The organism is Rathayibacter sp. VKM Ac-2801, from assembly GCF_009834245.1.
Classification (GTDB): Bacteria; Actinomycetota; Actinomycetes; order Actinomycetales; family Microbacteriaceae; genus Rathayibacter.
This window is the reverse complement of record NZ_CP047183.1, coordinates 2,189,853-2,216,687: the sequence shown is the minus strand read 5'-3', so window position 1 is coordinate 2,216,687 and position 26,835 is coordinate 2,189,853. Positions and strand designations below refer to the sequence as shown.

The following is a 26,835-nucleotide window of genomic DNA, read 5'->3' as shown; positions in this document are numbered from 1 at the left end:
TCAGAGGGCACCGCCCTCGACCCCCGCACCATCCAGGTCAGGCCCCGACGACCTCTTCGGCTCGCACGGACCCAACGAATAGGAATTCCCATGGCAGATATCACCATCAGCCCGGATGAGATCCGCGACGCGCTGAAGGACTTCGTCTCGTCGTACGAGCCGGGCAAGGCCTCCACCACCGAGGTCGGCTACGTCATCGACGCCGCCGACGGCATCGCCCACGTCGAGGGCCTCCCCGGCGTCATGGCCAACGAGCTGATCCGCTTCTCCAACGGCGTCCTGGGCCTGGCCCAGAACCTCGACGAGAACGAGATCGGCGTCGTCGTCCTCGGCGAGTTCTCCGGCATCGAGGAGGGCATGGAGGTCACCCGCACCGGTGAGGTCCTCTCGGTCCCCGTCGGCGACGGCTACCTCGGCCGCGTCGTCGACCCGCTCGGCAACCCGATCGACGGGCTCGGCGAGATCGCCTCCGAGGGCCGCCGCGCCCTCGAGCTCCAGGCCCCCGGCGTCATGTCGCGCAAGTCGGTCCACGAGCCGCTGCAGACCGGCATCAAGGCCATCGACGCGATGATCCCGGTCGGCCGCGGCCAGCGCCAGCTCATCATCGGCGACCGCCAGACCGGCAAGACGGCCATCGCGATCGACACGATCATCAACCAGAAGGCCAACTGGGAGTCGGGCGACACGAACAAGCAGGTCCGCTGCATCTACGTCGCCATCGGCCAGAAGGGCTCGACCATCGCCTCGGTGAAGGGCGCGCTCGAGGACGCCGGAGCGATGGAGTACACGACCATCGTCGCGTCCCCAGCCTCCGACCCCGCCGGCTTCAAGTACCTCGCCCCCTACACCGGCTCGGCCATCGGCCAGCACTGGATGTACGGCGGCAAGCACGTCCTGATCATCTTCGACGACCTGTCGAAGCAGGCCGAGGCCTACCGCGCCGTGTCGCTCCTCCTGCGCCGCCCGCCGGGACGCGAGGCGTACCCGGGTGACGTCTTCTACCTGCACTCCCGTCTGCTGGAGCGCTGCGCGAAGCTGTCCGACGAGCTCGGCGCCGGCTCGATGACCGGTCTCCCGATCATCGAGACCAAGGCGAACGACGTCTCGGCCTACATCCCGACCAACGTGATCTCGATCACCGACGGCCAGATCTTCCTCCAGTCCGACCTCTTCAACGCCAACCAGCGTCCCGCGGTCGACGTGGGGATCTCGGTCTCTCGGGTCGGCGGCGACGCGCAGGTCAAGTCGATCAAGAAGGTCTCCGGCACGCTGAAGCTCGAGCTGGCGCAGTACCGCTCGCTCGAGGCCTTCGCGATGTTCGCCTCCGACCTCGACGCCGCCTCGCGCCGTCAGCTCGCCCGCGGTGCCCGCCTCACCGAGCTGCTCAAGCAGCCGCAGTACTCGCCGTACCCCGTCGAGGAGCAGGTCGTCTCGATCTGGGCCGGAACGAACGGCAAGCTCGACGAGGTCCCGGTCCCCGATGTGCTCCGCTTCGAGCGCGAGCTCCTGGACTACCTGGGCCGCAACACCCAGGTGCTGAACACCCTCCGCGACACGAACGTGCTCTCCGACGACACCGTCGCCGAGCTCAACCGTGCCGTCGACGGCTTCAAGCTCGAGTTCCAGACCGGCGAGGGCAAGCCGCTCGCCTCGGTCGGGCGCGAGGAGCACCAGGCCATCGCGGCCGACGAGGTCGGCCAGGAGAAGATCGTCAAGGGCCGTCGCTGACCAGCGGCACCCCGACGATTCGCCACTTTTAGGACAACAGGAGACACATGGGAGCGCAACTCCGGGTCTACCGGTCGAAGATCCGCTCGGCCCAGACGACCAAGAAGATCACTCGGGCCATGGAGCTGATCTCGGCCTCGCGCATCCAGAAGGCGCAGAACCGCGTCGCTGCCGCGGCGCCGTACTCAAACGCGATCACGCGCGCCGTGTCCGCTGTCGCGACCTACTCGAACGTGGAGCACCCGCTCACGACCGAGCGAGAGAAGCTGGACACGGCCGCGATCGTGATCTTCACCTCCGACCGCGGCCTCGCCGGCGCATTCTCCTCGAGCGTGCTCAAGGAGGCCGAGGAGCTGGCCGCGCTGCTGCGCAGCGAGGGCAAGGAGGTCGTCTTCTACCTGGTCGGCCGCAAGGCGAACGCGTACTTCTCGTTCCGGAAGCGGGCGAGCGTCCGCGTCTGGACGGGCGGCACCGACCAGCCCGTGTTCGAGACGGCGAAGGAGATCGCGGACGCGGTCGTCGAGTCGTACAACCTCGATGACGAGGAGGGCGGCGTGGACGAGATCCACCTCGTCTACAACCGCTTCGTCAGCATGGTCACCCAGCAGCCGACCGTCGTCCGGCTGCTGCCGCTCGAGGTCGTCGAGGGCGCCGAGGAGCAGAACAGCGAGCTGTACCCGCTCTACGAGTTCGAGCCCGACCCCGAGACGGTCCTCGACCGCCTCCTGCCCGTGTACGTCGAGAGCCGCATCTTCAACGCGATGCTGCAGTCGGCGGCCTCGGAGCACGCGGCGCGCCAGAAGGCCATGAAGTCGGCGAGCGACAACGCGGACACGCTGATCAAGACCTACACGCGTCTCGCCAACAACGCCCGCCAGACCGAGATCACGCAGCAGATCGCCGAGATCGTCGGCGGCGCCGACGCCCTGTCCTCCTCCAAGTAAGAGGGCTCCGCTCCACACAGTTTCGACTCCGCCCTCCGGGAGCGGTGAGACCACAGAAGGAAGTAGCAATGACACTGACCGCACCTGAGGCGGCGACCGGGACGTCGGGCGGGGCCATCGGCCGCATCGCCCGCGTCACCGGCCCCGTCGTTGACATCGAGTTCCCCCACGACGCGATCCCCGAGGTCTACAACGCGCTCTACACGCACGTCGAGGTCGAGGGCGTCTCGAGCAAGCTGACCTTCGAGGTCGCGCAGCACCTGGGCGACGACCTCGTCCGCGCCATCTCCCTGAACCCCACCGACGGACTCGTCCGCGGCCAGGAGGTCCACGACACCGGCCTGCCGATCTCGGTCCCGGTCGGCGACGTGACCAAGGGCAAGGTCTTCAACGTGATCGGCGAGGTGCTCAACGCCGACGCCGACGGGAAGATCAACGGCGAGCCGTTCGAGATCACCGAGCGCTGGCCCATCCACCGCAAGCCCCCGCAGTTCGACCAGCTCGAGTCCAAGACCGAGCTGTTCGAGACCGGCATCAAGGTCATCGACCTGCTGACCCCGTACGTGCAGGGCGGCAAGATCGGCCTGTTCGGCGGTGCGGGCGTCGGCAAGACCGTCCTCATCCAGGAGATGATCCAGCGCGTCGCGCAGGACCACGGTGGAGTGTCCGTGTTCGCCGGCGTCGGCGAGCGCACCCGTGAGGGCAACGACCTCATCGCCGAGATGGAGGAGGCGGGCGTCTTCGACAAGACCGCGCTCGTCTTCGGCCAGATGGACGAGCCGCCGGGAACGCGTCTGCGCGTCGCCCTGTCGGCCCTGACCATGGCGGAGTACTTCCGCGATGTGCAGAAGCAGGACGTGCTGCTCTTCATCGACAACATCTTCCGCTTCACGCAGGCCGGCTCGGAGGTGTCGACCCTCCTGGGCCGCATGCCCTCCGCGGTGGGCTACCAGCCGAACCTCGCCGACGAGATGGGTGTGCTCCAGGAGCGCATCACCTCGACGCGCGGACACTCGATCACCTCGCTGCAGGCGATCTACGTCCCCGCCGACGACTACACCGACCCGGCGCCGGCGACCACCTTCGCCCACCTCGACGCGACCACCGAGCTCTCCCGCGAGATCGCCTCGAAGGGCCTCTACCCGGCCGTCGACCCGCTCACGTCCACCTCGCGCATCCTCGACCCCCGCTACCTGGGCGCCGACCACTACCGCGTGGCGACGAACGTGAAGCAGATCCTGCAGAAGAACAAGGAGCTGCAGGAGATCATCGCGATCCTCGGTGTCGACGAGCTGTCGGAGGAGGACAAGATCACGGTGTCGCGTGCGCGCCGGATCCAGCAGTTCCTCTCGCAGAACACCTACATGGCGAAGAAGTTCACCGGCGTCGAGGGCTCGACCGTCCCGCTGAAGGACACGATCGAGTCGTTCGACGCGATCACCAAGGGCGAGTTCGACCACGTGGCCGAGCAGGCGTTCTTCAACGTCGGCTCGATCTCGGACGTCGAGGAGAAGTGGACCCAGATCCAGAAGGAGAACGGCTGATCATGGCCGGGACTCTGAAGGTCAGCGTCGTGTCCGCGAACGCCGAGGTGTGGTCCGGTGAGGCGAAGCAGCTCACCGCTCGCACCGTCGAGGGCGAGATCGGCATCCTCGCCGGCCACGAGCCGATGCTCGCGATCCTCGCCACCGGCGAGGTGCGGGTGACGGCACTGGACGGCACGCGCCTCACCGCGCAGGCCGACGACGGCTTCCTGTCCGTCGAGAACGACGTGGTGACCGTGGTCGCCCGTCAGGCATCGCTGGTCTAGTACACCGCCGCTCACCGCGGCACGGAGGGGCCGGACGATCATCGCGATCGTCCGGCCCCTCCGTCGTGCCGCCCGCCCCTCTTCTCCGAAGGAGTCCTGTGCACGTCCTGCTGCCACCGTCCGAGACGAAGCGCGACGGCGGCGACCAGCCGTTCGTACTCGAGTCGCTCGCCTTCGCCGAGCTCCACGCGAAGCGGCGCGAGCTGGCGGAGGCGCTGATCGCTCTGGCCGAGGACCGCGAGCTCTCGGCCCGGGCGCTGAAGCTCGGTCCGCGCCAGCTCGGCGAGATCGATCGCAATGCGGCTCTCGCGACGGCGGCCGGCCTCCCTGCGGTCGACCGCTTCGACGGGGTGCTCTTCGATGCTCTCGACGCGAGCAGCCTCGACTCCGGTGCACGGGAGGCGCTCGGCCGAACGGCGATCGTGCAGTCCGCGCTCTGGGGGCCGATCCGCGCACTGGACGCGATCCCCGCGTACCGGCTCTCGCACGACTCCCGCGTCCCGGGAATGCCGCTCAAACGCTGGTGGGCGGCGGAGGCCGGGCGGGTGCTGACCGCGCTCGACGGGCTCGTCCTGGATCTGCGGAGCGAGGCGTACGCGGCGCTCGGACCGGTTCCCGCGGGCGAGGGACGGTTCTTCGTCCGCGTCCGCTCGCGCGGGGCCGACGGTGTCCTCCGGTCGCTGAACCACTTCAACAAGCAGGGCAAGGGCCGCTTCGTCAGGGCACTGGCGGAGGACCGGGTGGCGACGGAGTCGCTCGGCGAGCTCTCGGCGTGGGCAGCTGAGCGCGGGTTCCTGCTCGCCGAGAACCGGGACGCGGGAGAGCTCGACCTCGTCGTGCCGGAGGCGTAGGAGTCAGCTGCGGCGCCAGCAGCCGGTGAGGTGGTCGTCGACGACTCCGGCCGACTGCATCAGCGCGTACGCGGTGGTCGGTCCGACGAAGCGGAGCCCGGCGGACTTCAGTGCTCGCGCGAGCGCCGTCGACCCGGGCGTCGTCGCCGGGACGTCGGCGGCTCGGACCACCCGGCTCTCGCCGTCCGAATCGTGGAAGGACCACACGAGCCGGTCGAGCGCGCCCTCGCCTCCCTGCTCGAGGAGCGCAAGCACGGCCCGGGCGTTGTCCCGGGTGGCGATGATCTTCGCCCGGTTCCGGATGATGCCGCTGTCCTCCATCAGCCGCTCGACATCGGCGTCGTCGTACCGGGCGACCAGGGCCGGATCGAAACCGTCGAAGACCTCGCGGAACCGCGGCCGCTTCCGGAGGATCGTGATCCAGGACAGGCCGGACTGAAACGCCTCGAGGGAGATCTTCTCGAACAACGGGCGGTCTCCGCGTAGCGGTGTGCCCCACTCCTCGTCGTGGTAGCGGCGGTACTCCGGATCCGCGCCGCTCCAGGCGCAGCGGACCACGCCGTCCTCTCCCTCGACCAGTCCGTCGGCGGTGCTCATCGGTGGGGGATCCCCTCGTGGTCGAGCAGCCAGGCCTTCGTGGCGACGCCCTCGCCCGCGCTGAAGCCGGTGATCCGTCCGTCGCTCGCGAGGACGCGATGGCAGCCGACGATGATCGGGACGGGATTCGCACCGACCGCCCCGCCGATCGGCCGGCCCGCACGGGGGCGACCCGCGGCCGCGCCCAGCGCGCCGTAGGAGGTGATCTCCCCGAAGCCCAGAGCCTGGAGCCGCTCCCAGATCTCGAGCTGGAAGGGCGTGCCGCGCAGGGCGACCGGGAGATCGAAGGAGCGGCGGGTCCCGTCGAAGTACTCGTCCAGCTGCTCGACGGCCCGGAGGAGGACCGGGAGGTCCGATTCCGGGAGGTGCTCGTGCGGCAGCAGACCGGCCTGCTCGATGGACAGCGAGACGATCGCGTCGCCGTCACTGCCCACCTCGATGCGGCCCAGGGGGCTCGTCGTCCGTCGGACGTGGAGGGGAGTCGTTCTCATGCGTCGAGAGTATCCGCGGCACCCCCGACCGACCGGCGGGAATCGGACACCGGTGCAGAACTCGGCGGATCGGGCCCTGTGCAGGGACTACTGGTCGAAAGGCGTCGGCAGCGCATCGGTGATCCGGAGTCGGCGGAACCTCTCCCTCCACAGGCGCCGATCTCGGGATCCTTCCGATGATCACGGGGCAGCGGCGATCCCGGCGAGTGCGGTGGTCGGCAGGATCGCGGAATGACCTCCTCAGCGCTCCTCCTCCACCTCGCTCCCGCCCCCCGTCTCGCGGCGTCGCCCGACGACGCCGCACTGTTCCATGCCGCTCCCGGGTCCCGACGGGGTGCGGCGGAGGCGAGCCTCGTGCTCGTGCCGTTCCGAGCCGGAGCGCCGAGCGGCTCGCTCCGCTTCGAGCTGTCGGGAGCTGATCCGTCCCTCGTCGCGCGGGCCTGCCTCGGCGCGCTCGGCCGGTTCGGGCGGGTGCAGCAAGCACTCGCACTGGTGCATCCCGGTGAGGAGGGTCCGGAGTCGTGCGAGGGACTCGTCACCGCCCTCGAGGAGCGTGCACGCCGGCTCCCCGGCCTCGCCCTCCGCGTCGCCGTGCTCCCGTCGTCCGGCCGAGACGACGGGTCCGAGTCCGACGATCGTGACGACCAGCGAGCGGTGGCCGCCGCGGTCGACCGCCTCCTCGACCGCCACCCGCGGGCCGAACTGCCCGACGTGCTCCTGAGCGGCGTCGACGACCTCGTCCGGCGAGCTCTCACCGGTCCCGATCCCGACGTCCGGCCCGCGGGCCTGGCCGCGCTCATCGTGGCCGTGCAGCGCAGCCGCGGTGCGGACCACGTGCTGAGGTCGGCGCGGAGCGGTGACCCCGGTGCGGCGGGAGCGCTTGCCCCGCTGCTCCGCCGTGCCGCCGCCGTCGCACCCGCGAGCGAGCGAGCCGGAGTGCTCGTCCTCCACGCGCGGCTCCTGGTCGGCCAGGGCTGTGCCGACGAGGCCGGACGGCTCGCCGACGAGGCCGTCGCTCGCGATCCGCACCACGCCGGTGCGCGCCGAGTCGCCGCCGCGCTCGCCGCCGATCAGCGGGAGCGCGCCGCGTGAGGGTGCTAGAGCCGCGACCAGGCCTCGGTGAGCACGCTCCGGAGGATCTGCTCGATCTCGTCGAACTCGCGCGGGCCGATGGTGAGCGGCGGCGCCAGCTGCACGACGGGATCGCCGCGGTCGTCCGCCCGGCAGTACAGCCCCGCGTCGAAGAGCCCCTTCGAGAGGAATCCGCGCAGCAGCCGCTCCGACTCGTCCTCGTCGAAGGTCTCCTTCGTCGCCTTGTCCTTCACCAGCTCGATGCCGAAGAAGTAGCCGTCGCCCCGGACGTCGCCGACGATCGGCAGGTCGAGCAGCTTCTCGAGGGTGGACCGGAAGACGGGGGAGTTCTCGCGCACGCGCTCGTTCAGGCCCTCCTCCTCGAAGATGTCGAGGTTCTCGAGCGCGACCGCGGCCGAGACGGGGTGGCCGCCGAAGGTGTAGCCGTGCGGGAAGACGACCTGACCGTGGCGGAACGGCTCGTAGATCCGATCGCTGATGATCGTCGCGCCGATGGGGGAGTAGCCGCTGGTCATCCCCTTCGCGCAGGTGATCATGTCCGGCACGTAGCCGTACTCGTCGCACGCGAACATGTGGCCGATGCGGCCGAACGCGCAGATGACCTCGTCCGACACCAGCAGCACGTCGTGCTTGTCGCAGATCTCGCGGACCCTCTGGAAGTACCCGGGCGGGGGCGGGAAGCAGCCGCCCGAGTTCTGCACGGGCTCCAGGAACACAGCGGCGACCGTGTCCGGACCCTCGAACTCGATCATCTCCTCGATGCGGTTCGCCGCCCACAGGCCGAACGCCTCCAGGTCGTCGCCGTGCTCGGGAGCCCGGTAGAAGTTGGTGTTGGGAACGCGGAAGCCGCCCGGCACCAGCGGCTCGAACATCGACTTCATCCCGGGGATGCCCGTGATCGCGAGCGCTCCCTGAGGGGTGCCGTGGTACGCGACCGAGCGCGAGACGACCTTGTGCTTGCCCGGCTTGCCCTGCAGCTTCCAGTAGTGCTTCGCGAGCTTGAACGCCGTCTCCACCGCCTCGCCGCCGCCGGTCGAGAAGAAGACCCGGTTCAGGTCGCCCGGCGCGTGGTCGGCGAGCCGGTCGGCCAGCTCGATCGCCGAGGGCGTCGCGTAGGACCAGAGCGGGAAGAAGGAGAGCTCCGACGCCTGCTTCGCCGCGGCCTCGGCCAGCCGGCGCCGCCCGTGTCCCGCGTTCACGACGAAGAGGCCGGACAGGCCGTCGAAGTACTTGCGCCCGGTGCTGTCCCAGATGTGGTGGCCCTCTCCGCGCGTGATGATCGGCACGCCCGCGCCGGAGTCCATCGTCGACTGGCGGGTGAAGTGCATCCAGAGGTGGTCCTTCGCCTTCTTCTGCAGAGAGGCGTCGTCGATCCCCCCGGGCGCATCGGTCCCGCGGACGGGGTCGCCCGACTCGAGGCCGGAGGTCGAGAAGGCTGTCTCGGTGGTCATCTTTTACCGCGTTCCCCAGTTGTAGAACTGCTTGTGGAGCTTCAGATAGACGAAGGTCTCGGTCGAGAGCACGCCCTGCAGCGACCGGATCTCCTGATTGAGCAGGGCGATCAGGTCGTCGTCGTTCTCGCACACGACCTCGGCGAGAATGTCGAAGGAGCCGGCCGTCAGCACGACGTAGTCGACGGCGGGGATGGAGGCGAGCCGGTCCGCGACGTCGCGGGTGTCGCCGGTGACGCGCACCCCGATCATCGCCTGGCGGTAGAAGCCGAGCTGCATCGGATCCGTCACCGCGACGATCTGCATCACGCCCGACTCGGTGAGCTTCTGCACCCGCTGCCGGACGGCCGCCTCGCTCAGGCCCACGGCCTTGCCGATCTCGGCGTACGAGCGCCGCCCGTCGGCCTGCAGCTGCTCGATGATCGCCTTCGAGACCTCGTCGAGCTGGACAGGGCGCTGAGAGGGAGGTCGGGAAGGGGTCATGCGGCGATTCTGGCAGTCCGCGGGTACCCGGGCAAGTGGATCCGCACGTCGGAGCGCGATCCGGCGCCGGATCCGGTGGTCGGAGCGTCGATCCCTCGGTGCGACGGGCACGGCGGTGCGGGGAGGGAGGGCGGCTCGGCGGAGGGCCGTCAGCGACTACCATCGGGAGCGGCCGGGCACCCCTGGAGCCGGCGGCCGCGGGTCGTCGGACCGGACGGTGCGCGGGCCACGGGGATGCGAGGAGCAGCGATGACGCAGATCGGCCGCAGCCGCGCGTCCGTCACCGTCCCCGTCTCGGCCTGGACCTCCGACGCCCCCTCGGCCGAGGTGACCCTCGGCTGGGCCGCACGCACCGAGACCGGCCACGTGCGCAGCGCGAACGAGGACAGCTACCTCGCCAAGAGCCCGCTCTTCGCGGTCGCCGACGGGATGGGCGGGCATGCCGCAGGAGAGGTCGCCAGCGACGCCGTCGTCTCGCGCCTGTCCACCGCGGCGCTCGGCGCGACCGTCGGAGCGGAGGAGATCGACCGGGCTCTGCGGGAGGCGGTCGGCGACATCGCCCGGCAGTCGCACACGGCCGACGTCGGCACCGGGACCACGGTCACCGGCATCGCGCTGACGGCGGTCGGGGGAGAGCCCTACTGGTCCGTCTTCAACATCGGAGACTCCCGCGTGTACCTCAGCGTCGCCGGGACCCTCGTGCAGCTGACCGTGGACCACTCCATCGTCCAGGAGCTGGTCGACGCGGGCCTGATCACCCGCGACGAGGCCGACGTGCATCCGCACAGCAACGTGATCACCCGCGCGGTCGGCTTCCACGAGGCGCCCGTCCCCGACTACCGGCTGGTACCCGTCCTCGCCGGATCGCGTCTGCTGATCTGCTCGGACGGCCTCACGAAGGAGCTGACCGACGCCGGTGTCGGCCATCTGCTCAGCGGCACCGGCTCCGCGCAGGAGGCGGCCGACGCACTGGTGGACGCCGCGCTGGACAACGGCGGGCGCGACAACGTCACCGTGATCATCGTCGACGTCCTCGCCGTCACCGGCGACGAGGAGGCCGGCGCCCCGGTCTGACGAGCGGCGCTCGGGCACGAGGCGGTCCTGCGGTCGCGATCACGCCGGACCCGCCCGCACACCCGCCCGCTCGCACGCCTGCCCGCCCTCACGCCGGACTCACCCCCACGCCGGACAGCCCGCACGCCGTTCCGGCGCCTGCCGGTTCGCGTCGGGTTCGGCCGGCTCGAGGCTCCCCGCGCCGGCGCTGGGTACGATGGGGAGAGGAAGGGCGTTCTCGGTGATCTGCAGCACGTGTGGCTCCAACCTCGCTCCCGGGGCGATCCTCTGCGGCGAGTGCGGTTCGTCGGTGGCCGCGCACGCCACGACGGGGGCGTCCCGCCCCGCATCCTCCGGCGACACGACGGTCCTCGATCCCTCCCGTCGCGCCTGGCTGCCGGGCCTGGCCCCCGGCCGGCACCGGCGCCCCGCCCCCGGCGCTCCGATGGCGCCGCCCTCTCAAGGACTCGTGCGCCTCAGCTTCGCGACCGGGCAGCACGCCATCGTGACCGGCAACGGCCTGATCGGACGCCAGCCGCTCCCCGACCCCAACGAGACCTTCCGGCACATCCTCGCGATCCCCGATCCGTCGCGCTCCCTCTCGAAGACCCACCTCGAGTTCGGCTTCGACGAGGGCGGGCTCTGGGTGCGCGACCGCTGGTCGGCCAACGGGTCCGTGCTGGTCGCGCCGACCCAGGCGCCGCTCCCGCTCGAGGCCGGCCGCCGCTACCGCGCGAAGCTCGGCAGCCGGATCCTGCTCTCCTCCGTCGAGATGGCGGTCGAGCGCGTCGACGGGTCCGCCGGCGGCTCGGGACGGCCGCCTCTCACCCGCTGACGGCACGGCCTCCGGGGACCGAATCAGCGGTCGACACGGCCTCCGGGTGCGGATTTCGTGACGATCATGTTTCCGGATGAGCGTTCTCCTCCGTTCGCCGTGACAGGCGGACGAGCGCTGTGCCAGTATTTCCCCACGTTCGGCCCCGAGGCACGAGCCCCGACGCAGTCAGGAGCCCCCGCTATGACCCGTCCCCTCCCGAGGGATCCCGTCCTCCGCCGGGCCGTCGCCGCGGCACGCTCGCACGAGCGCGAGCGCCGGGCGGTCCTCTCGCGTCGGGCGGTCCTCGGCGGCATCGGCCTCGGAGCGGGTGCCCTCGCCCTGGCCGCCTGCGCCCCGCAGACCCGCGCCGCTCCGACCGCCGCCGCAGACGGATCGGCGGGCGACCCGCGCCTGGTCTGGGACAACTGGCCCGCCTACATGGACGAGGACGACGACGGGAACTACCCCACGCTCCAGGGCTTCGAGGAGCAGACGGGCATCGCGGTGACCTACAACGTCGCCGTCGACGACAACAACTCCTACTACGGCAAGGTGAAGGACCAGCTCGCACTCGGGCAGTACATCGGCGCCGACACGGTCTGCCTGACGGAGTGGATGGTCTCGCGCCTGGTCCGCCGCGGCTACGTGCAGGAGCTCGATCACGCGAACATCCCGAACATCGCCAACCTCACCCCCTCGCTGGCGAACCCCGACTTCGATCCGGGCCGCCGGCTCTCCCTCCCGTATCAGGCGGGGTTCTCGGGCATCTGCTGGAACAAGGAGAAGCTGCCGAACGGCCTCTCGAGCATCGAGGAGCTGTGGGACCCGTCGCTCCGAGGCCGCGTCGGCGTGCTGAGCGAGATGCGCGACACGATCGGGCTGATCATGCTCGCGCAGGGGACGGACATCGCAGGCTCCTGGGGCGACGACGAGTACATGAACGCGATCGACGTCTTCCGCGAGCAGGTCGACGCCGGGCAGATCCGCAACATCAAGGGGAACGCGTACCTCAACGACCTGCAGAACGAGGACACCCTCGCGGCGATCTGCTGGTCCGGCGACATCACCCTGATCAACGCCGAGGCCGGCGACAAGTGGGAGTTCGCCTTCCCCGACTCGGGCGGCGCGCTCTGGAACGACACCTTCGTCGTCCCGATGGGCTCCGAGCGCAAGGCCAACGCCGAGGCCCTGATGAACTACTACTACGAGCCCGAGGTCGCCGCCGAGGTGGCCGCCTGGGTCAACTACATCACCCCCGTGGATGGAGCGAAGGACGTCATGGAGAGCATCGATCCGGAGCTGGCCGAGAACCAGCTGATCTTCCCCGATGAGGACACGCTCGCGCAGGCGCACGTGTTCCGGACCCTGACCGCCGCGGAGGAGAAGGAGTACCAGGCCGAGTTCCAGAAGGTGCTCCTGGGCATCTGATGGCGATCGGGACCTTCGCCGAGAGCGGCGCCGACCTCGAGCTGGTCGGGATCAGCAAGCAGTACCCCGGCTTCACGGCCATCGACTCGCTCGACCTCACCATTCCGGCGGGCGCGTTCTTCGCTCTGCTCGGCCCCTCCGGCTGCGGCAAGACGACGACCCTCCGTCTCGTCGCCGGACTCGAGGAGCCCTCCGCCGGCCGGATCCTCATCGGCGGACGGGACGTCACCGAGACGAAGACCTATCAGCGGCCCGTCAACACCGTGTTCCAGTCGTACGCGCTGTTCCCGCACATGTCGATCCTCGAGAACGTCGCCTTCGGCCTGAAGCGGCGGAGGATCGCCGACCCTGTCGGCAAGGCGCACGAGGCGCTCCGCCTGGTCGAGCTCGACCACCTCGCCCAGCGCCGCCCCGCGCAGCTCTCCGGTGGCCAGCAGCAGCGGGTCGCCCTCGCGCGCGCCCTCGTCAACCGGCCCGCGCTCCTCCTGCTCGACGAGCCGCTCGGCGCCCTCGACCTCAAGCTCCGCCGGCAGATGCAGCTCGAGCTCAAGTCCATCCAGGAGGAGGTGGGCCTCACCTTCCTCCACGTCACGCACGACCAGGAGGAGGCCATGACGATGGCCGACACCGTCGCAGTGATGAACAAGGGCAGGATCGAGCAGATGGGTGCGCCGGAGGAGCTCTACGAGCTCCCGCGCACCGCGTTCGTCGCGAACTTCCTCGGCCAGTCCAACCTCTTCACCGGCGAGGTCGCCGGCAGCACCGACCGGGCGCTCACTGTCGACGCGGGCGGGCACCGGATCGTCGTGCCCGTCGCCCGCTGCGCCCGCACGAGCGGGGAGATCACCGTCGGCGTCCGCCCCGAGAAGCTCCTGCTGCTGACGCAGGAGCCTCCGGCGGACTCCGACCGGAACGTGCTCGGGCCCGGCCGCGTGGTCGACGTCTCCTTCAGCGGGGTCAGCACCCAGTACACGATCCGGATGCCGGGCCTGGGCCCGGTGGTCGTCTTCGCGCAGAACATGGTCTTCGGACCGGTCGTCGGCGAGGGAGCGGAGGTGTGGGTCGGCTTCAGCACCGAGCACGGCTTCGGACTCGCGGACGAGCCGGGCTCGGTCCCGCGCTTCGAGGCGGACGACTCCACCAGCGCCACCGCCGTGCAGCGCCGGGGGCTCCTCGCCGGCCGCAGCGGGGGAGCGTAGGGATGGCCTTCGCCGCCTTCGCCACGGGGCAGGCGGACCCGCAGGACGCTCCGGTCCGCCGGCGGTCGACGATCGCGCTGGTCCTGCTGCTGCCGGGCATCGCCTACATGCTGCTGTTCTTCCTCGCGCCGCTGATCTCGCTCGTGCTGACGTCCTTCCAGGCAGAGGTGCCGGACGGGGACATCGGCGAGTACGCGCCCGGTCTCGCCTGGCAGAACTACCTCGTGGTGATGGGCGACTACTGGCCGCACGTGCTCCGCTCCTTCGGCTACGCGCTGATCGCGACGGTGCTCGCGCTGGTGATCAGCTATCCGCTGGCCTACTTCATCGGAGTGAAGGCGCGACCCCGGCCGCTGCTGCAGAACCTGCTCCTCACACTGGTGATCGCGCCCTTCTTCATCAGCTTCCTGCTCCGGACGCTCGCGTGGAAGCAGATCCTCGCCGACGAGAGCCCGCTCGTGCAGGCGCTCAAGGCCGTGGCGGTGCTGCCGAGCGACGGCCACCTCACGGGGACGCCGATCGCCGTGATCTTCGGCATCACCTACAACTTCATCCCGTTCATGACGCTGCCGCTGTACACGACGCTCGAGCGCCTCGATGTGCGCTTCCTGGAGGCGGGGTCGGACCTCTACGCGCACCCCGCCTCCGTGTTCTGGACCGTGACCGTCCCCCTGTCGATGCCGGGCATCGTCTCGGGCACGCTGCTGACGTTCATCCCCGCCGCGGGCGACTACATCAACGCGAGCCGGGACTTCCTCGGCTCGTCGCAGACCTCGATGGTGGGCAACGCGATCGAGGCGAACTTCCTCACGCTCGAGAACTACCCGGCGGCCGCCGCGCTCTCGATCGTGCTGATGGCCGTCATCCTGGTCATCGTCGGCTTCTACGTGAAGCGCAGTGGAACGGAGGACCTCCTGTGACCGCGACGGCCGACCGTCCGCTCGCGAGCGCCCAGGAGGCGCTCGGCGCGCCGCCCCCCGCCCCGGTCCGGGGCCGTCGTCGCTTCCGGGGCCTGGGCCTCGGCGTCTACACGGCGCTGGCGCTGCTCTTCCTGCTCATCCCGATCGGGTACACCTTCGTCTTCTCCTTCAACGACTCCGGGAAGAGCAACCTCGCCTGGCGCGGCTTCACCCTCGACAAGTGGGTGTCGGCCTGGACCAGCGAGGAGGTGATGACCGCCTTCGGGAACAGCCTGCTGGTCGGGGTGATCGCGACCGTCCTGGCCACCGCGCTCGGCACGATGATCGCCATCGCCCTGGTGCGGTTCCGCTTCCGGTTCCGCTCGGCGATCAGCCTGCTGCTGTTCCTCCCCATGGCGACGCCGGAGGTGGTGCTCGGAGCCGGCCTCGCCGCCCAGTTCCTCAGCGTGGGCGCCGAGAAGGGGCTGGTCACGATCGTGCTGGCGCACACGATGTTCTGCATCAGCTTCGTCGTGGTCACCGTGAAGGCGCGGGTGGCGAGCCTGGACCCGAAGCTGGAGGAGGCGGGACGCGACCTCTACGCGTCGCCGAGCCAGGTCTTCTGGCGGATCACCTTCCCGCTGCTGCTGCCCGGCATCCTCGCCGCAGCGCTGCTCTCGTTCGCGCTGAGCTTCGACGACTTCATCATCACGAACTTCAACTCGGGATCGGTCACCACGTTCCCGAAGTACATCTACATCGCGGCGGCGCGCGGCATCCCGGCGGAGGCGAACGTCATCGCGTCGGCGGTGTTCGTCCTGGCGATCCTCGTGGTGGTGATCACGCAGGTCTCCGCGGCCGCCCGGGCGAAGCGCCTCGCGCGCGAGCAGTAGCGCGGAGCGTGCCGGGAGGAGCGGTCAGACGTAGGAGGCGCGGATCGCGCCGACCGGCCGCCCGCCGCCCGAGACGACCGGGTTCAGCCGCACCAGCACCTCGTTCGCCGCGGTCCGGTCCACCGCCTCCGCCTCGACGAGGAGCTTCAGCGCGACCACGGTCGCCGCGCGCAGGCTCCCGTCGAGGATCTTCAGAGCGACCGTGGTGCCGTCGGGCGAGGCCATCACGAGCACGCCCTCGGCGCCGAGCTTGGCGACGAGGCCCAGGCGCTCGATCACGACGGTGTTGTCCCTGCCCGGGCCGTCGATCGCCCAGGCGTTCTCGAGGATCGCGGCCGTGAGGACGCCGGCCTGGCGGTAGAGGCCGAACGGGGAGGCGGGGGAGGAGGACACGATCCGCGAGATGCCCTTCGCCAGCGCGGTCAGCGGCAGGGCGTGCACGGGAGCCCCGCAGCCGTCGATCCCGGTGGCCACGACGCGCTCGCCGGTGAGGCGCTCGATCGTGTCGACGATGTGCTGCTGCAGCGGGTGCGTCCGCTCGAGGTAGTCCTCGGTGCTCCAGCCGTTCTGCACGCAGGCCAGCAGCATCGCCGCGTGCTTGCCCGAGCAGTTCATGTAGAGCGGGTCCGGAGTCGCGCCCGCCCGCAGCAGCTGAGCGCGGGTCCCGGAGTCGCCGGGCCAGTCGGCCGGGCACTGCAGGGCGGTGTGGTCGAGGCCGGCGCGGAAGAGCAGGTTCTGCACCAGCGCCACGTGCTGGGGGATGCCCGCGTGGCTCGCGGTGGCGATGACCGCCTCCGCGCCGTTCAGCTCGACTCCGGCGGTCATCACCGCGAGGGCCTGGAAGGGCTTGAGGCAGGAGCGGGGGAAGACGGGGGCCGTCGGGGTGCCGAGGCTGCGGGCGACGCGGCCCTCGGAGTCGAGGAGCACGGCGGAGCCGGCGTGGCGCGACTCGACGAATCCTGAGCGTTCGACGACGGCCAGCTCGACGGACTCGGCGACGGTGAAGATTCCTGCTGGCATCCCCCCATCCTGCCCGATGCGCCGACCGGTCCCGCGCTCCCGCAGACGCCGAAGGCCACCGGAGAGCGCCTCGGCGCCCGCGGTGGCCTTCGGGGAATCGCGCCTAGAGGGCGGCGAACGCGTCGGCGATGACCGACACGGCGTCGTCGAGCAGCTCGTCGGTGAGGGCGAGGCTCGGCAGGAAGCGGACCACGTTGCCGTAGGTGCCGGCGCTCAGCACGAGGACCCCGTGCTGGGCGGCGTAGTCGATGATCGCCTGGACCGCGGCAGTGTTCGGCTCCTTCGTGGTGCCGGCGGTGCCGGGCTGCACGAGCTCCATCGCCATCATCGCGCCGATGCCGCGGACGTCGCCGATGATGTCGTAGCGCTCCTGCAGGCCGCGCAGCGCAGCGCCCAGGCGGGCGCCGATCCGGTCGGCCTCGGCGAGGAGGCCCTCGCGCTCGATGCGCTCGAAGACCGCGACCGCGGCGGCGGCGGCGACGGGGTTCCCGCCGAAGGTGCCGCCCAGGCCGCCGGCCTGCGCCGAGTCCATGATCTCGGCACGGCCCGTCACGCCGGCGAGCGGCAGGCCGCCGGCGATGCCCTTGGCCGACAGGACGAGGTCGGGGACGAGGCCCAGGTGCTCGCTGGCGAACCAGGCGCCGGTGCGAGCCATGCCCGACTGGATCTCGTCGGCGACGAAGACGATGCCGTTGGCCGTGCACCACTCCTGCAGCGCCGGGAGGAAGCCCTCGGCGGGGACCATGAAGCCGCCCTCGCCCTGGATGGGCTCGGCGACGAGGCAGGCCAGGGCGGAGGCGCCGACCGTCTTCTCGAGGTACGAGATCGCGCGCTGGGCGGCCTCGGCTCCCGACAGGCCGTCGTGGTACGGGTACGAGCTCGGCGCGCGGTGGACGTCGCTGGCGAAGGGCCCGAAGCCCAGGCCGTACGGCAGAGCCTTGAAGTTCATGGCCATCGTGAGGTTCGTGCGGCCGTGGTAGGCGTGGTCGAGCACCGCGACGCCGGGGCGGCCGGTGTGCTTGCGCGCGATCTTGACGGCGTTCTCGACCGCCTCGGCACCGGAGTTGACGAGGACGGTCTTCTTGGCGAAGTCGCCGGGGGTGTGCTCGGCGAGCAGCTCCGCCACGCGGATGTAGGGCTCGTACGGAGTGACGGTGAAGAGGGTGTGCGTGAGGCGCGCGAGCTGCTCTGCGGCGGCCGCGACGACGGAGTCGTCGGTGTGCCCGATCGTCGTCACGCCGATGCCGGCGCCGAGGTCGATGAAGCTGTTGCCGTCGACGTCGACCAGGATCGCGCCGTGCGCGCGGTCGATGTAGACGGGGAGCGCGGTGCCGACGCCGGTGGGCACGACGGCGAGGCGGCGCTCGTGCAGGGCCCGGGATCGCGGCCCGGGGATCTCGGTCGCGACGCGCCGCTCCTGGGGGACTGCGGACGTGGGAACCTGGGGGGCGAGCGTGTCTGTCATGGTCCTCCGAGTCTACCCGCGGGGGTCCCGCGTCCAGAGGTCCAGACCGGCGCGACCGGCCTGATCCACCGCCGTCCAGGAGGAGTCCGATGAAGTCCCAGCACGAGTACGCGGTGTCCGTCGTCTGGGAGGGCGACCGGGGCACCGGCACGAGCGGCTACCGCGAGTACGGGCGCCAGCTGACCGTCACAGCGGAGGGCCCGGCGCCCATCCGTGCCTCGGCCGACACGCCCTTCCGGGGCGACGCCGACCGCTGGAACCCGGAGCAGCTGCTCCTCGCGGCGCTCGCGCAGTGCCACCTCCTCTCCTACCTGCACGTGGCGGTCAAGAACGGAGTCGTCGTCACCGGCTACACGGACGACGCGGTGGGCTCGATGCTGCAGGAGGGGGAGAGCGGCCGCTTCACCTCGGTGACCCTCCGGCCCCGCGTGACGGTCGCCGAGGAGTCGATGGTGGCGGTCGCCCAGACACTGCACGCCGAGGCCTCCCGGCTCTGCTTCATCGCGAACTCCGTGAACTTCCCCGTCGCCCACGAGCCGGAGGCGTCCGCGGGCTGAGACTCAGCGGCGCTCGTGCGGGAGCGCGCGGCGGATGCGCTCGACCGTCGTCGTCGGCGGCGACTCGTTGTACGCACCGGCGAGCTCCTGCCCCGAGAGCGCGTGGATGGCCGCCATCACCTCGTCGGTGGCGTGGCGTCGGGCGCGGCCGGAGTCGGCGGAGCCGTGCCGCGAGAGGTCCAGCGGAGCCCCGAAGCGGACCGTGATCCGGTGCAGGCGCGGCACCCGCGTGCCCACCGGCTGGAGCTCCTGCGTGCCGATCATGCCGACGGGGACCACTGGTGCGCCGGTGGTGAGGGCGAGCCACGCCACTCCGGTGCGGCCCTTGTAGAGGCGCCCGTCCCGGGAGCGCGTGCCCTCGGGGTAGACGGCGAACGCCTCGTCGCGCTCGAGGATCGCCCGGCCGAGGTCCAGCGCCTCCTGAGCGGCCTGGCCGGCGCCGCGCTCGACCGCCACGGCTCCGACGCTCGTGAAGAAGGCGCGCGAGAGGGCGCCCCGCACGCCCGTCCCCGTGAAGTAGTCCGACTTGGCCAGGAACTGCACCGGCCGCGGGGCGAGCAGCGTCAGCACCGGAGAGTCGATGAACGAGAGGTGGTTGGCGGCCAGGATCACGCGTCCCTCGGCCGGGACGTTGTCGCGCCCCTCCACGATCGGCCGGTAGACCAGTCGGCCGATGCCGCCGATGGACAGGCGCGCCAGACGCGCGGAGAGGCCGATCCCCGGGGGAGTCGGCCTCTCTAGGTCGTCGTCGATCCGCATTCCGACGAAGCTACCGGGGCGTCCATGCCGCTCCGGTCATGCGGCGGCTCAGCCGAACTGGGCGAGCGCCTCCTCGATCACGGTCGCGGCGTCGTCGATGAGCTCCTCGCTGATGACCACGCTCGGCATGATCCGCAGCACGCTGTCCCAGCTGCCCGCGTCCAGGACGATCACGCCGTTCGTGGTGGCGTGCTCCAGGATCGCGGTGAGCGCCTCCGGGTACTGCTTCTTCGTGCCCGGGTGGACCAGCTCGACGCCCCACATGGCGCCCTTGCCGCGGACCTCGCCGACGACCGCGAAGCGCTCGGCCCAGTCGCCGATCCGCGCCTGCAGCAGGCGCTCGACGCGCTGCGCCTCCTCCAGCAGGCCCTCGGACTCGATGGCCTCGAACGTCGCGAGCGCCGCGGCGGTGGAGACGGGGTTGCCGCCGAACGTGCCGCCGATGCCGCCGGGCTGCACGGCGTCCATGATCTCGGCGCGGCCCGTGACGGCGGCGAGCGGGAAGCCGCCGGCGATGCCCTTGGCCGTCGTGATCAGGTCGGGGACCACGCCGTGGTGCTCGATCGAGTACCACGTGCCGGTGCGGGCGATGCCGGCCTGGATCTCGTCCGCGACGAACACGATGCCGTTCTCGGTGCAGAACTCGGACAGACGGCGGAAGTACCCCGGGGCCGGGATGATGATGCCGCCGTCGCCCTGGATCGGCTCGACGAAGAGCGCGGCCAGCTCCTGCGCGCCGATGTGGGTGGTGATGTAGTCGATGGTGCGCTCGGCCGCCTCCTCGCCCGTCATGCCCTCGGGGTCGCGGAACGGGTAGCTGATCGGGAGGCTGTAGATCTCGCCGGGGAAGGGCCCCATGCCCGCGCGCTCCGGCCAGGGGCGGTAGGTCATGGCCATGGTGAGGTTGGTGCGGCCGTGGAAGGCGTGGTCGAGCGTCGCGATGGCGCGCCTGCCGGTGAACTTCCGCGCGATCTTGACCGCGTTCTCGACCGCCTCCGCACCGGAGTTGACCAGGATCGAGTGCTTCTCGAAGTCGCCGGGGGTGATCTCGGCGAGCTTCTCGGCGACCCGGACGTAGTTCTCGTACGGAGTCACGGTGAAGAGGGTGTGCGTCAGCTTCTCGGCTTGTGCGGCGGCGGCGGCGGCGACCGCGGGGTGCGCGTGGCCGATGGTGGTCACTCCGATTCCGCAGCCCAGGTCGATCAGGCGGTTGCCGTCGACGTCGACCAGGACCGCGCCCGAGGCGTGGTCCATGTAGATGTTCGCGAGCGTCCCGGCGCCGCGGGAGACGCTGGCGACGCGGCGCTCCTGGAGGGCGACGGAGCGCGGGCCGGGGAGCTCGGTGACGAGCTCTCGGGACTGGGGGACCGAGAATTCACGCATGCCCCGATGGTAGGCCTGGACCGTTCGAGGACCCGCACCCAGCGCGCTGCGAGGCGCGCCGTGCAGGATGGAGCGATCCCCGAACGTCCACCGGCCCCGCCGGTCACGAAAGGTGCCCCTGTGCGCAGAACCCTCGCGATCCTCGCCGTCCTCGGCGCCTCCCTGAGCCTGGCGGCCTGCACCCCCGGGGAGCCGGATGCGGCCCCGTCCGCCTCGGCCACTCCGCTCGGCTGCGCGACCGAGGGCGATGCGACCGCCGCGGTGCAGACCAGCGGCGACTTCGCCACCAAGCCGGTCACCGTGTTCCCCAGCCCGGTCAGCGTGGACGCCACCGAGCGCTCCGTCGCGATCGAGGGCACCGGCGAGGAGGTCGCCGAGGGCGACACCGTGCTGGTCGACTACACGCTCTACAACGGGACGAGCGGTGCCGAGTTCTCGGCGAGCAGCTACGCGTCCGGCGGTCGCGCGGCCTTCGAGGTCGACACCGACCAGTACCTCGCGGGCCTCGTGAAGGCCGTCAACTGCGCGACCGTCGGCTCGCGCGTCGTCGCCGTCGTTCCCCCGGCCGACGCGTTCGGCGACGCCGGGCAGAGCCAGTTCGGCATCGCCGCGACCGACTCGATCGTCATGGTGATCGACGTCGAGCAGATCGTGCCGACCGCCGCCGACGGCGAGCCGCAGCCCCCGGTCGACGGCCTGCCGACGGTGGCGCTCGCCGAGGACGGGGCGCCCACCGTCACGATCCCCTCGACGGACCCGCCCGCCGACCTGCAGCTCGCCGTCCTCAAGAAGGGGAGCGGCGCGACCGTGGCCGACGGCGACCAGCTGATCGTGCAGTACCAGGGCGTGGTCTGGGGCACCGGCGAGGTGTTCGACCAGAGCTGGGGCAAGCCCGCTCCCGCCGCCTTCGGCACCGGCGACGTGATCGAGGGCTTCAAGGAGGCCGTGGTCGGGCAGACCGTCGGCTCGCAGGTGCTCGTCACCATCCCGCCGTCGAAGGGCTACGGCGATCAGGGCAACCAGAACGCGGGGATCAGCGGGACCGACACCCTCGTCTTCGTGGTCGACATCCTCGCCGTCAGCTGACCGGGAGGCGCTCGGCGCTCCGTGCCAGGATGGGCGGATGCGCAGGGTCATCATCCTCGGCTCGACCGGGTCCATCGGCACGCAGGCTCTCGACGTCATCGGCGCGAACCGCGAGCGGTTCGAGGTCGTCGGACTCGCCGCCGGCTCGAACCGGGCGGCGGTCGCCGAGCAGGCGTCCGCGTTCGGCGTCGAGCACACGGCGTTCGGCGCGGAGGAGGCCGAGCAGCTGATCCGCTCGGTCGACGCGGACGTCGTGCTGAACGGGATCACCGGCTCGGTGGGACTCGGTCCGACCCTCGCGGCGCTCGAGGAGGGGCGGACGCTCGCCCTGGCCAACAAGGAGTCGCTGATCGTCGGCGGCGAGCTCGTCACTTCGCTCGCCGCTCCCGGCCAGATCGTGCCGGTCGACTCCGAGCACTCCGCGATCGCCCAGGCCCTCCTCGCGGGCGAGCACCGGGAGGTCCGCCGCCTCGTGCTGACCGCGTCCGGCGGCCCGTTCCGGGGACGCGACCGCGCCTCCCTCCGCGACGTCACCCCGGCGCAGGCTCTCGCGCACCCGACCTGGGACATGGGCCTGGTCGTCACGACCAACTCCTCCACCCTGGTCAACAAGGGGCTCGAGGTGATCGAGGCGCACCTGCTCTTCGACGTCCCCTACGACCGGATCGACGTCACCGTGCACCCGCAGTCGGTGATCCACTCGATGGTCGAGTACGTCGACGGCTCGACGATCGCCCAGGCCTCGCCGCCGGACATGCGGCTCCCGATCTCGCTCGGCCTCGACTGGCCGCACCGCGTCGCCGGGGTCGGCGTCCCGCTCGACTGGACCCGCTCCCACTCCTGGACGTTCGAGCCGCTGGACGAGGAGGCGTTCCCCTCGGTCCGGCTCGCGAAGCGCGTCGGGGAGGCGGGCGCCTCCTACCCGGCCGTGTTCAACGCGGCGAACGAGCAGGCCGTGCAGGCGTTCCACGCCGGGCGGATCGGCTACCTCGACATCCTCGAGACGGTGGAGGCGGTGGTCGACGCGCACAGCGTCGACGGCGCGCTGACCCGCGAGTCCCTGGCCGCGGCCGAGGAGTGGGCGCGCCGCACGGCGGACGAGCGGATCGCCGCAGTCTGACCACGGGTCATCCGGACGGCTCCTTCTCCTCCTCCGTCGCGATCGGGTAGCCGTCCCGGCCGATGTCGCGCCTCCTATCCGCTCGGCCGCGGAGTTCATCGGATCCGTGCAGGCGCACCCCAGCGTGGACGGGCGGCCCCGGCCTACAGTGTGTCGGTGGAATCCGTGCTGCTCTTCGTTCTCGGCGTCGTCATCATCGCCGTCGGCGTCGCCCTCTCCATCGCCCTGCACGAGGTCGGGCACCTGCTCCCCGCCAAGCTGTTCGGGGTCAAGGTCACGCAGTACATGATCGGCTTCGGACCGACGCTCTTCTCCCGGCGCCGCGGCGAGACCGAGTACGGCGTCAAGGCGATCCCGCTGGGCGGCTACATCGCCATGATCGGCATGTACCCGCCGAAGCACCCGGGGGATCGGCCCACGGAGTCCAGCACCGGGTTCTTCAACGGCCTGGCGTCCTCCGAGGCCCAGCTCGAGGAGCCCCAGCGCGGCCGCTACGCCACGATGATCGACGAGGCCCGCGCCGCAAGCGCGGAGACGATCGGCGAGGGCGAGGACCACCGCGCGTTCTACCGGCTCCCCGTGTGGAAGCGCGTGATCGTCATGGCCGGCGGCCCCTTCATGAACCTCGTGATCGCCACGGTCCTCTTCACCGTCCTCCTCTGCGGCATCGGGATCCCGCAGAGCACCAGCACCCTCGCCGCAGTCTCGCAGTGCGTGGTCCCGGAGTCGCAGCGCGCGACCGCGACCTGCACCGCCGACGACCCGCTGGCGCCCGGAGCCGCCGCGGGCCTGCTGCCCGGTGACACGATCACGGCGATCGACGGCACTCCCGTGAGCACCTGGAACGACCTCACCCCGATCATCCAGCGCTCCGCAGGCGTCCCGCTCACCGTGTCCGTCCAGCGCGACGGCGCCCCGCTGACCCTCACGATCACCCCCGCCGAGAACGAAGTCGCGGTGACCGACGCGAACGGTGCCGCCGTCACCGACGCCTCCGGTGCGATCGAGACGCAGACGGTCGGCTTCATCGGCATCTCGCCCACGTCGGCCCTCGCTCAGCAGCCGATCACCGCGGTGCCCGAGACGGTCTGGTCGAACATCACGAGCGTCGCGCACGTCATCCTCAACCTGCCGCAGCGCCTCATCGACGTCGCCCAGGCGGCGTTCGGCTCGGAGGCGCGAGACGCCAACGGCCCGATCAGCGTCGTCGGAGTCGGCCGGATCGCGGGGGAGATCGCCGCCTCCGACCAGCTCCCCGTCGTGTCGAAGGTGCAGACGATGGTCGGCGTCCTCGCCTCGCTCAACATCGCGCTCCTCGTCTTCAACCTGGTGCCGCTGCTCCCCATGGACGGCGGCCACATCGCCGGCGCCCTCTGGGAGGGCCTGCGCCGCCGGATCGCCAAGCTCTTCGGCCGCCGCGACCCCGGCCCCGTCGACATCGCCCGCCTGCTCCCGCTCACCTACGTCGTCGTACTCGTCCTCGGCGGCATGAGCGCCCTGCTGATCTACGCCGACATCGTCAAGCCGATCACGCTGTTCTGAGTTCGATTCCACGCCGGTCCCTGCCCGGCGTGGCGCGGTCGGCTCGTCGAGGTGGTGCGCGGGTGGGGCGTGTTGCGGTCGGTTAGGGCGAATCGCTGGGACGCGATTCGCCCGTTCGCCTCGGGGGTGGCATGCCGGTCCCTGCCCGGCGTGGCGCGGTCGGCTCGTCGAGGTGGTGCGCGGGTGGGGCGTGTTGCGGTCGGTTAGGGCGAATCGCTGGGACGCGATTCGCCCGTTCGCCTCGGGGGTGGCATGCCGGTCCCTGCCCGGCGTGGCGCGGTCGGCTCGTCGAGGTGGTGCTGGGACGCGATTCGCCCGCGTGGCGGCGTCGGCGGGGCGAATCGCTGGGACGCGATTCGCCCGTTCGCCCGTTCGCCTCGGGGGTGGCATGCCGGTCCCTGCCCGGCGTGGCGCGGTCGGCTCGTCGAGGTGGTGCGCGGGTGGAGCGTGTTGCGGTCGGCTGGGGCGAATCGCTGGGACGCGATTCGCCCGTTCGCCTCGGGGCTGGTCGGACGGTCTGTGCCCGGCGTGGCGCGGTCGGCTTTTCGAGGTGGTGCGCGGGTGGAGCGTGTTGCGGTCGGCTGGGGCGAATCGCTGGGACGCGATTCGCCCGTTCGCCTCGGGGGCAGCCGGTCCCTGCCCGGCGTGGCGCGGTCGGCTCGTCGAGGTGCGGGCTTGGCGGAGTCAACGGTCAGGCGGATCGCCGGCACGCGATCCGGCCGCCTCCGGACAGGTGCACGCGCAGCGCTCTCCCAGCGGTCCTGCGCAGAGGTCACGGACGAGGCGTCACGAACGGTCGTCATCCGGGAGGGATGACCGCCGCTCGTGACGCCTCGCGGAGGACGAGCGCCGACGGAGCACGCCGAGCCGTGCGCAGAGGGGGCGGGTCCGGGGGGCTGCTGCGGTCGGCGGGCGGGCGCCGGTGGGCGAGCGGCGTGGAGGGGCGGCGGCTGGGAAGGTGCGGCGAGCGGACGAGGGGTCGCGCGGCGCGCGTACGATGGGGCGCGTGCCAGCAGTGAATCTGGGTCTTCCCAAGGTCCCCATGACCCTCGCCCCCCGCCGCAAGTCCCGCCAGATCAAGGTGGGCAAGGTGCTCGTGGGCGGTGACGCGCAGGTCAGCGTCCAGTCGATGTGCACCACGCCGACGACGAACATCAACGCGACCCTCCAGCAGATCGCCGAGCTCACCGCGTCCGGCTGCGACATCGTCCGCGTCGCGGTGCCGAGCCGCGACGACGCGGAGGCGCTGCCGATCATCGCCAAGAAGAGCCAGATCCCGGTCATCGCCGACATCCATTTCCAGCCGAACTACGTCTACGCCGCGATCGACGCCGGCTGCGCTGCGGTCCGCGTGAACCCGGGCAACATCCGCAAGTTCGACGACCAGGTCGGCAAGATCGCCGCCGCCGCGAAGGCCGCCGGCGTCTCGATCCGCATCGGCGTCAACGCCGGCTCGCTCGAGCCGAGCCTCATGCAGAAGTACGGCAAGGCGACCGCGGAGGCGCTCGTCGAGAGCGCCGTGTGGGAGGCCAGCCTCTTCGAGGAGCACGACTTCCACGACTTCAAGATCTCGGTCAAGCACAACGACCCCGTCGTCATGGTGAAGGCGTACCGTCAGCTCGCCGAGCGCGGCGACTGGCCCCTCCACCTCGGCGTCACCGAGGCCGGCCCCGAGTTCCAGGGGACCATCAAGTCCGCCACCGCCTTCGGCATCCTCCTCGGCGAGGGCATCGGCGACACCATCCGCGTGTCCCTCTCGGCCCCGCCCGCGCAGGAGGTCAAGGTCGGCCTGCAGATCCTGCAGTCGCTGAACCTCCGCGAGCGCAAGCTCGAGATCGTCTCCTGCCCCAGCTGCGGCCGCGCGCAGGTCGACGTCTATACGCTCGCCAACGACGTCACCGCCGGCCTCGAGGGCATGAGCGTCCCGCTGCGCGTCGCCGTCATGGGCTGCGTCGTCAACGGACCCGGCGAGGCCCGCGAGGCCGACCTGGGCGTCGCCTCCGGCAACGGCAAGGGCCAGATCTTCGTCAAGGGCGAGGTCATCAAGACCGTGCCCGAGGCCGAGATCGTCCAGACCCTCATCGAGGAGGCCAACCGCCTGGCCGCCGAGATGCCGGCCGACGACACCTCGACCGGGGCCCCGGTCGTCACCGTCGGTTCGAACTGA

General features: G+C 71.0%; 25 protein-coding genes. 17 read left to right on the top strand and 8 right to left on the bottom strand.

The genetic code is table 11. The annotated features are described in order from the left end of the window. The first annotated feature begins 90 nt into the window (after positions 1–90). The 5 genes from atpA (at position 91) to yaaA (ending at position 5,333) form a co-directional block, all read left to right on the top strand. A complete protein-coding gene (gene atpA / locus GSU45_RS10225; RefSeq protein WP_104223023.1) occupies positions 91–1,728 on the top strand; it encodes a F0F1 ATP synthase subunit alpha in 1,638 nt (545 codons plus the stop codon). A 47-nt stretch (positions 1,729–1,775) separates the two neighbouring features. After that, positions 1,776–2,672 carry a F0F1 ATP synthase subunit gamma gene (locus GSU45_RS10220; protein ID WP_104223024.1) on the top strand — a complete coding sequence of 299 codons (897 nt, stop codon included), beginning with the start codon at positions 1,776–1,778 and terminating at the stop codon, positions 2,670–2,672. 68 nt (positions 2,673–2,740) lie between these two features. Next, entirely contained in the window at positions 2,741–4,216 is a 1,476-nt protein-coding gene (gene atpD / locus GSU45_RS10215; RefSeq protein ID WP_159914721.1) for a F0F1 ATP synthase subunit beta, read from the top strand. A gap of 2 nt (positions 4,217–4,218) precedes the next feature. Then, on the top strand, positions 4,219–4,482 hold the full coding sequence (locus tag GSU45_RS10210) for a F0F1 ATP synthase subunit epsilon (protein ID WP_104223026.1): 264 nt from the start codon (positions 4,219–4,221) through the stop codon (positions 4,480–4,482). A 98-nt stretch (positions 4,483–4,580) separates the two neighbouring features. Further along, positions 4,581–5,333: a peroxide stress protein YaaA gene (yaaA, locus tag GSU45_RS10205; RefSeq protein WP_159914719.1), complete on the top strand. Its 753-nt coding sequence runs from the start codon at positions 4,581–4,583 to the stop codon at positions 5,331–5,333. A 3-nt stretch (positions 5,334–5,336) separates the two neighbouring features. On the opposite strand, the gene GSU45_RS10200 is transcribed toward yaaA, so the two are convergent. Both GSU45_RS10200 and GSU45_RS10195 read right to left on the bottom strand, forming a co-directional pair. Continuing rightward, positions 5,337–5,930 (bottom strand): DNA-3-methyladenine glycosylase I, encoded by a 594-nt coding sequence (locus GSU45_RS10200; RefSeq protein ID WP_159914717.1) that lies wholly within the window; start codon positions 5,928–5,930, stop codon positions 5,337–5,339. Then, positions 5,927–6,421 (bottom strand): methylated-DNA--[protein]-cysteine S-methyltransferase, encoded by a 495-nt coding sequence (locus GSU45_RS10195; RefSeq protein WP_159914715.1) that lies wholly within the window; start codon positions 6,419–6,421, stop codon positions 5,927–5,929. Before GSU45_RS10195 ends, GSU45_RS10200 begins: the two co-directional genes overlap by 4 nt. Before the next feature lie 231 nt (positions 6,422–6,652). On the opposite strand from GSU45_RS10195, the gene GSU45_RS10190 reads away from it, so the two are divergent. Then, positions 6,653–7,513 carry a hypothetical protein gene (locus tag GSU45_RS10190; protein WP_159914713.1) on the top strand — a complete coding sequence of 287 codons (861 nt, stop codon included), beginning with the start codon at positions 6,653–6,655 and terminating at the stop codon, positions 7,511–7,513. 5 nt (positions 7,514–7,518) lie between these two features. Here the strand turns inward: GSU45_RS10190 and GSU45_RS10185 are convergent, their stop codons facing one another. Next, on the bottom strand, positions 7,519–8,964 hold the full coding sequence (locus GSU45_RS10185) for an aspartate aminotransferase family protein (protein WP_159914711.1): 1,446 nt from the start codon (positions 8,962–8,964) through the stop codon (positions 7,519–7,521). Positions 8,965–8,967: 3 nt separating this feature from the next. Further along, the gene (locus GSU45_RS10180; protein WP_159914708.1) at positions 8,968–9,447 is read right to left on the bottom strand and encodes an Lrp/AsnC family transcriptional regulator; all 480 of its coding nucleotides are present in this window, start codon (positions 9,445–9,447) and stop codon (positions 8,968–8,970) included. A 249-nt stretch (positions 9,448–9,696) separates the two neighbouring features. On the opposite strand from GSU45_RS10180, the gene GSU45_RS10175 reads away from it, so the two are divergent. The 6 genes from GSU45_RS10175 to GSU45_RS10150 all read left to right on the top strand — a co-directional run bounded on the left by GSU45_RS10175 (position 9,697) and on the right by GSU45_RS10150 (position 15,736). Next, positions 9,697–10,521, top strand: coding sequence for a protein phosphatase 2C domain-containing protein (locus GSU45_RS10175; RefSeq protein WP_159914706.1), 825 nt, complete (start codon positions 9,697–9,699; stop codon positions 10,519–10,521). A gap of 289 nt (positions 10,522–10,810) precedes the next feature. Further along, positions 10,811–11,335, top strand: coding sequence for a hypothetical protein (locus GSU45_RS10170; protein WP_159914704.1), 525 nt, complete (start codon positions 10,811–10,813; stop codon positions 11,333–11,335). A 183-nt stretch (positions 11,336–11,518) separates the two neighbouring features. Then, positions 11,519–12,745 carry a spermidine/putrescine ABC transporter substrate-binding protein gene (locus GSU45_RS10165; protein ID WP_159914702.1) on the top strand — a complete coding sequence of 409 codons (1,227 nt, stop codon included), beginning with the start codon at positions 11,519–11,521 and terminating at the stop codon, positions 12,743–12,745. Beyond that, positions 12,745–13,944, top strand: a complete 1,200-nt coding sequence (locus GSU45_RS10160) for an ABC transporter ATP-binding protein (RefSeq protein WP_159914700.1) — start codon at positions 12,745–12,747, stop codon at positions 13,942–13,944. The genes GSU45_RS10165 and GSU45_RS10160 overlap by 1 nt, the downstream gene beginning before the upstream one ends. 2 nt (positions 13,945–13,946) lie before the next feature. Further along, a complete protein-coding gene (locus tag GSU45_RS10155; RefSeq protein WP_159914698.1) occupies positions 13,947–14,864 on the top strand; it encodes an ABC transporter permease in 918 nt (305 codons plus the stop codon). Positions 14,865–14,956: 92 nt separating this feature from the next. Further along, on the top strand, positions 14,957–15,736 hold the full coding sequence (locus GSU45_RS10150; RefSeq protein WP_208543542.1) for an ABC transporter permease: 780 nt from the start codon (positions 14,957–14,959) through the stop codon (positions 15,734–15,736). Between the two features lie 24 nt (positions 15,737–15,760). Here GSU45_RS10150 and GSU45_RS10145 read toward each other — a convergent pair whose 3' ends face one another. Continuing rightward, positions 15,761–16,756 carry an asparaginase gene (locus GSU45_RS10145; protein ID WP_159914694.1) on the bottom strand — a complete coding sequence of 332 codons (996 nt, stop codon included), beginning with the start codon at positions 16,754–16,756 and terminating at the stop codon, positions 15,761–15,763. A 103-nt stretch (positions 16,757–16,859) separates the two neighbouring features. Next, positions 16,860–18,221: a 4-aminobutyrate--2-oxoglutarate transaminase gene (gene gabT / locus GSU45_RS10140; protein WP_159914692.1), complete on the bottom strand. Its 1,362-nt coding sequence runs from the start codon at positions 18,219–18,221 to the stop codon at positions 16,860–16,862. Between the two features lie 89 nt (positions 18,222–18,310). Here gabT and GSU45_RS10135 point away from each other — a divergent pair, with 89 nt between their 5' ends. Continuing rightward, the gene (locus GSU45_RS10135; RefSeq protein WP_159914690.1) at positions 18,311–18,778 is read left to right on the top strand and encodes an OsmC family protein; all 468 of its coding nucleotides are present in this window, start codon (positions 18,311–18,313) and stop codon (positions 18,776–18,778) included. 3 nt (positions 18,779–18,781) lie between these two features. Here the strand turns inward: GSU45_RS10135 and GSU45_RS10130 are convergent, their stop codons facing one another. After that, a complete protein-coding gene (locus GSU45_RS10130; RefSeq protein WP_159914672.1) occupies positions 18,782–19,537 on the bottom strand; it encodes a lysophospholipid acyltransferase family protein in 756 nt (251 codons plus the stop codon). A 48-nt stretch (positions 19,538–19,585) separates the two neighbouring features. Next, the gene (locus GSU45_RS10125) at positions 19,586–20,920 is read right to left on the bottom strand and encodes an aminotransferase class III-fold pyridoxal phosphate-dependent enzyme (protein ID WP_159914670.1); all 1,335 of its coding nucleotides are present in this window, start codon (positions 20,918–20,920) and stop codon (positions 19,586–19,588) included. Between the two features lie 120 nt (positions 20,921–21,040). On the opposite strand from GSU45_RS10125, the gene GSU45_RS10120 reads away from it, so the two are divergent. The 4 genes from GSU45_RS10120 (at position 21,041) to ispG (ending at position 26,835) form a co-directional block, all read left to right on the top strand. After that, positions 21,041–22,006, top strand: coding sequence for an FKBP-type peptidyl-prolyl cis-trans isomerase (locus GSU45_RS10120; protein ID WP_159914668.1), 966 nt, complete (start codon positions 21,041–21,043; stop codon positions 22,004–22,006). 37 nt (positions 22,007–22,043) lie between these two features. Beyond that, positions 22,044–23,126 carry a 1-deoxy-D-xylulose-5-phosphate reductoisomerase gene (gene dxr, locus GSU45_RS10115; RefSeq protein WP_104304033.1) on the top strand — a complete coding sequence of 361 codons (1,083 nt, stop codon included), beginning with the start codon at positions 22,044–22,046 and terminating at the stop codon, positions 23,124–23,126. 156 nt (positions 23,127–23,282) lie between these two features. Beyond that, complete coding sequence (locus GSU45_RS10110; RefSeq protein ID WP_244248089.1) at positions 23,283–24,668, top strand: site-2 protease family protein; 1,386 nt, start codon at positions 23,283–23,285, stop codon at positions 24,666–24,668. A 1,006-nt stretch (positions 24,669–25,674) separates the two neighbouring features. Then, positions 25,675–26,835, top strand: coding sequence for a flavodoxin-dependent (E)-4-hydroxy-3-methylbut-2-enyl-diphosphate synthase (gene ispG, locus GSU45_RS10105; protein WP_208543424.1), 1,161 nt, complete (start codon positions 25,675–25,677; stop codon positions 26,833–26,835).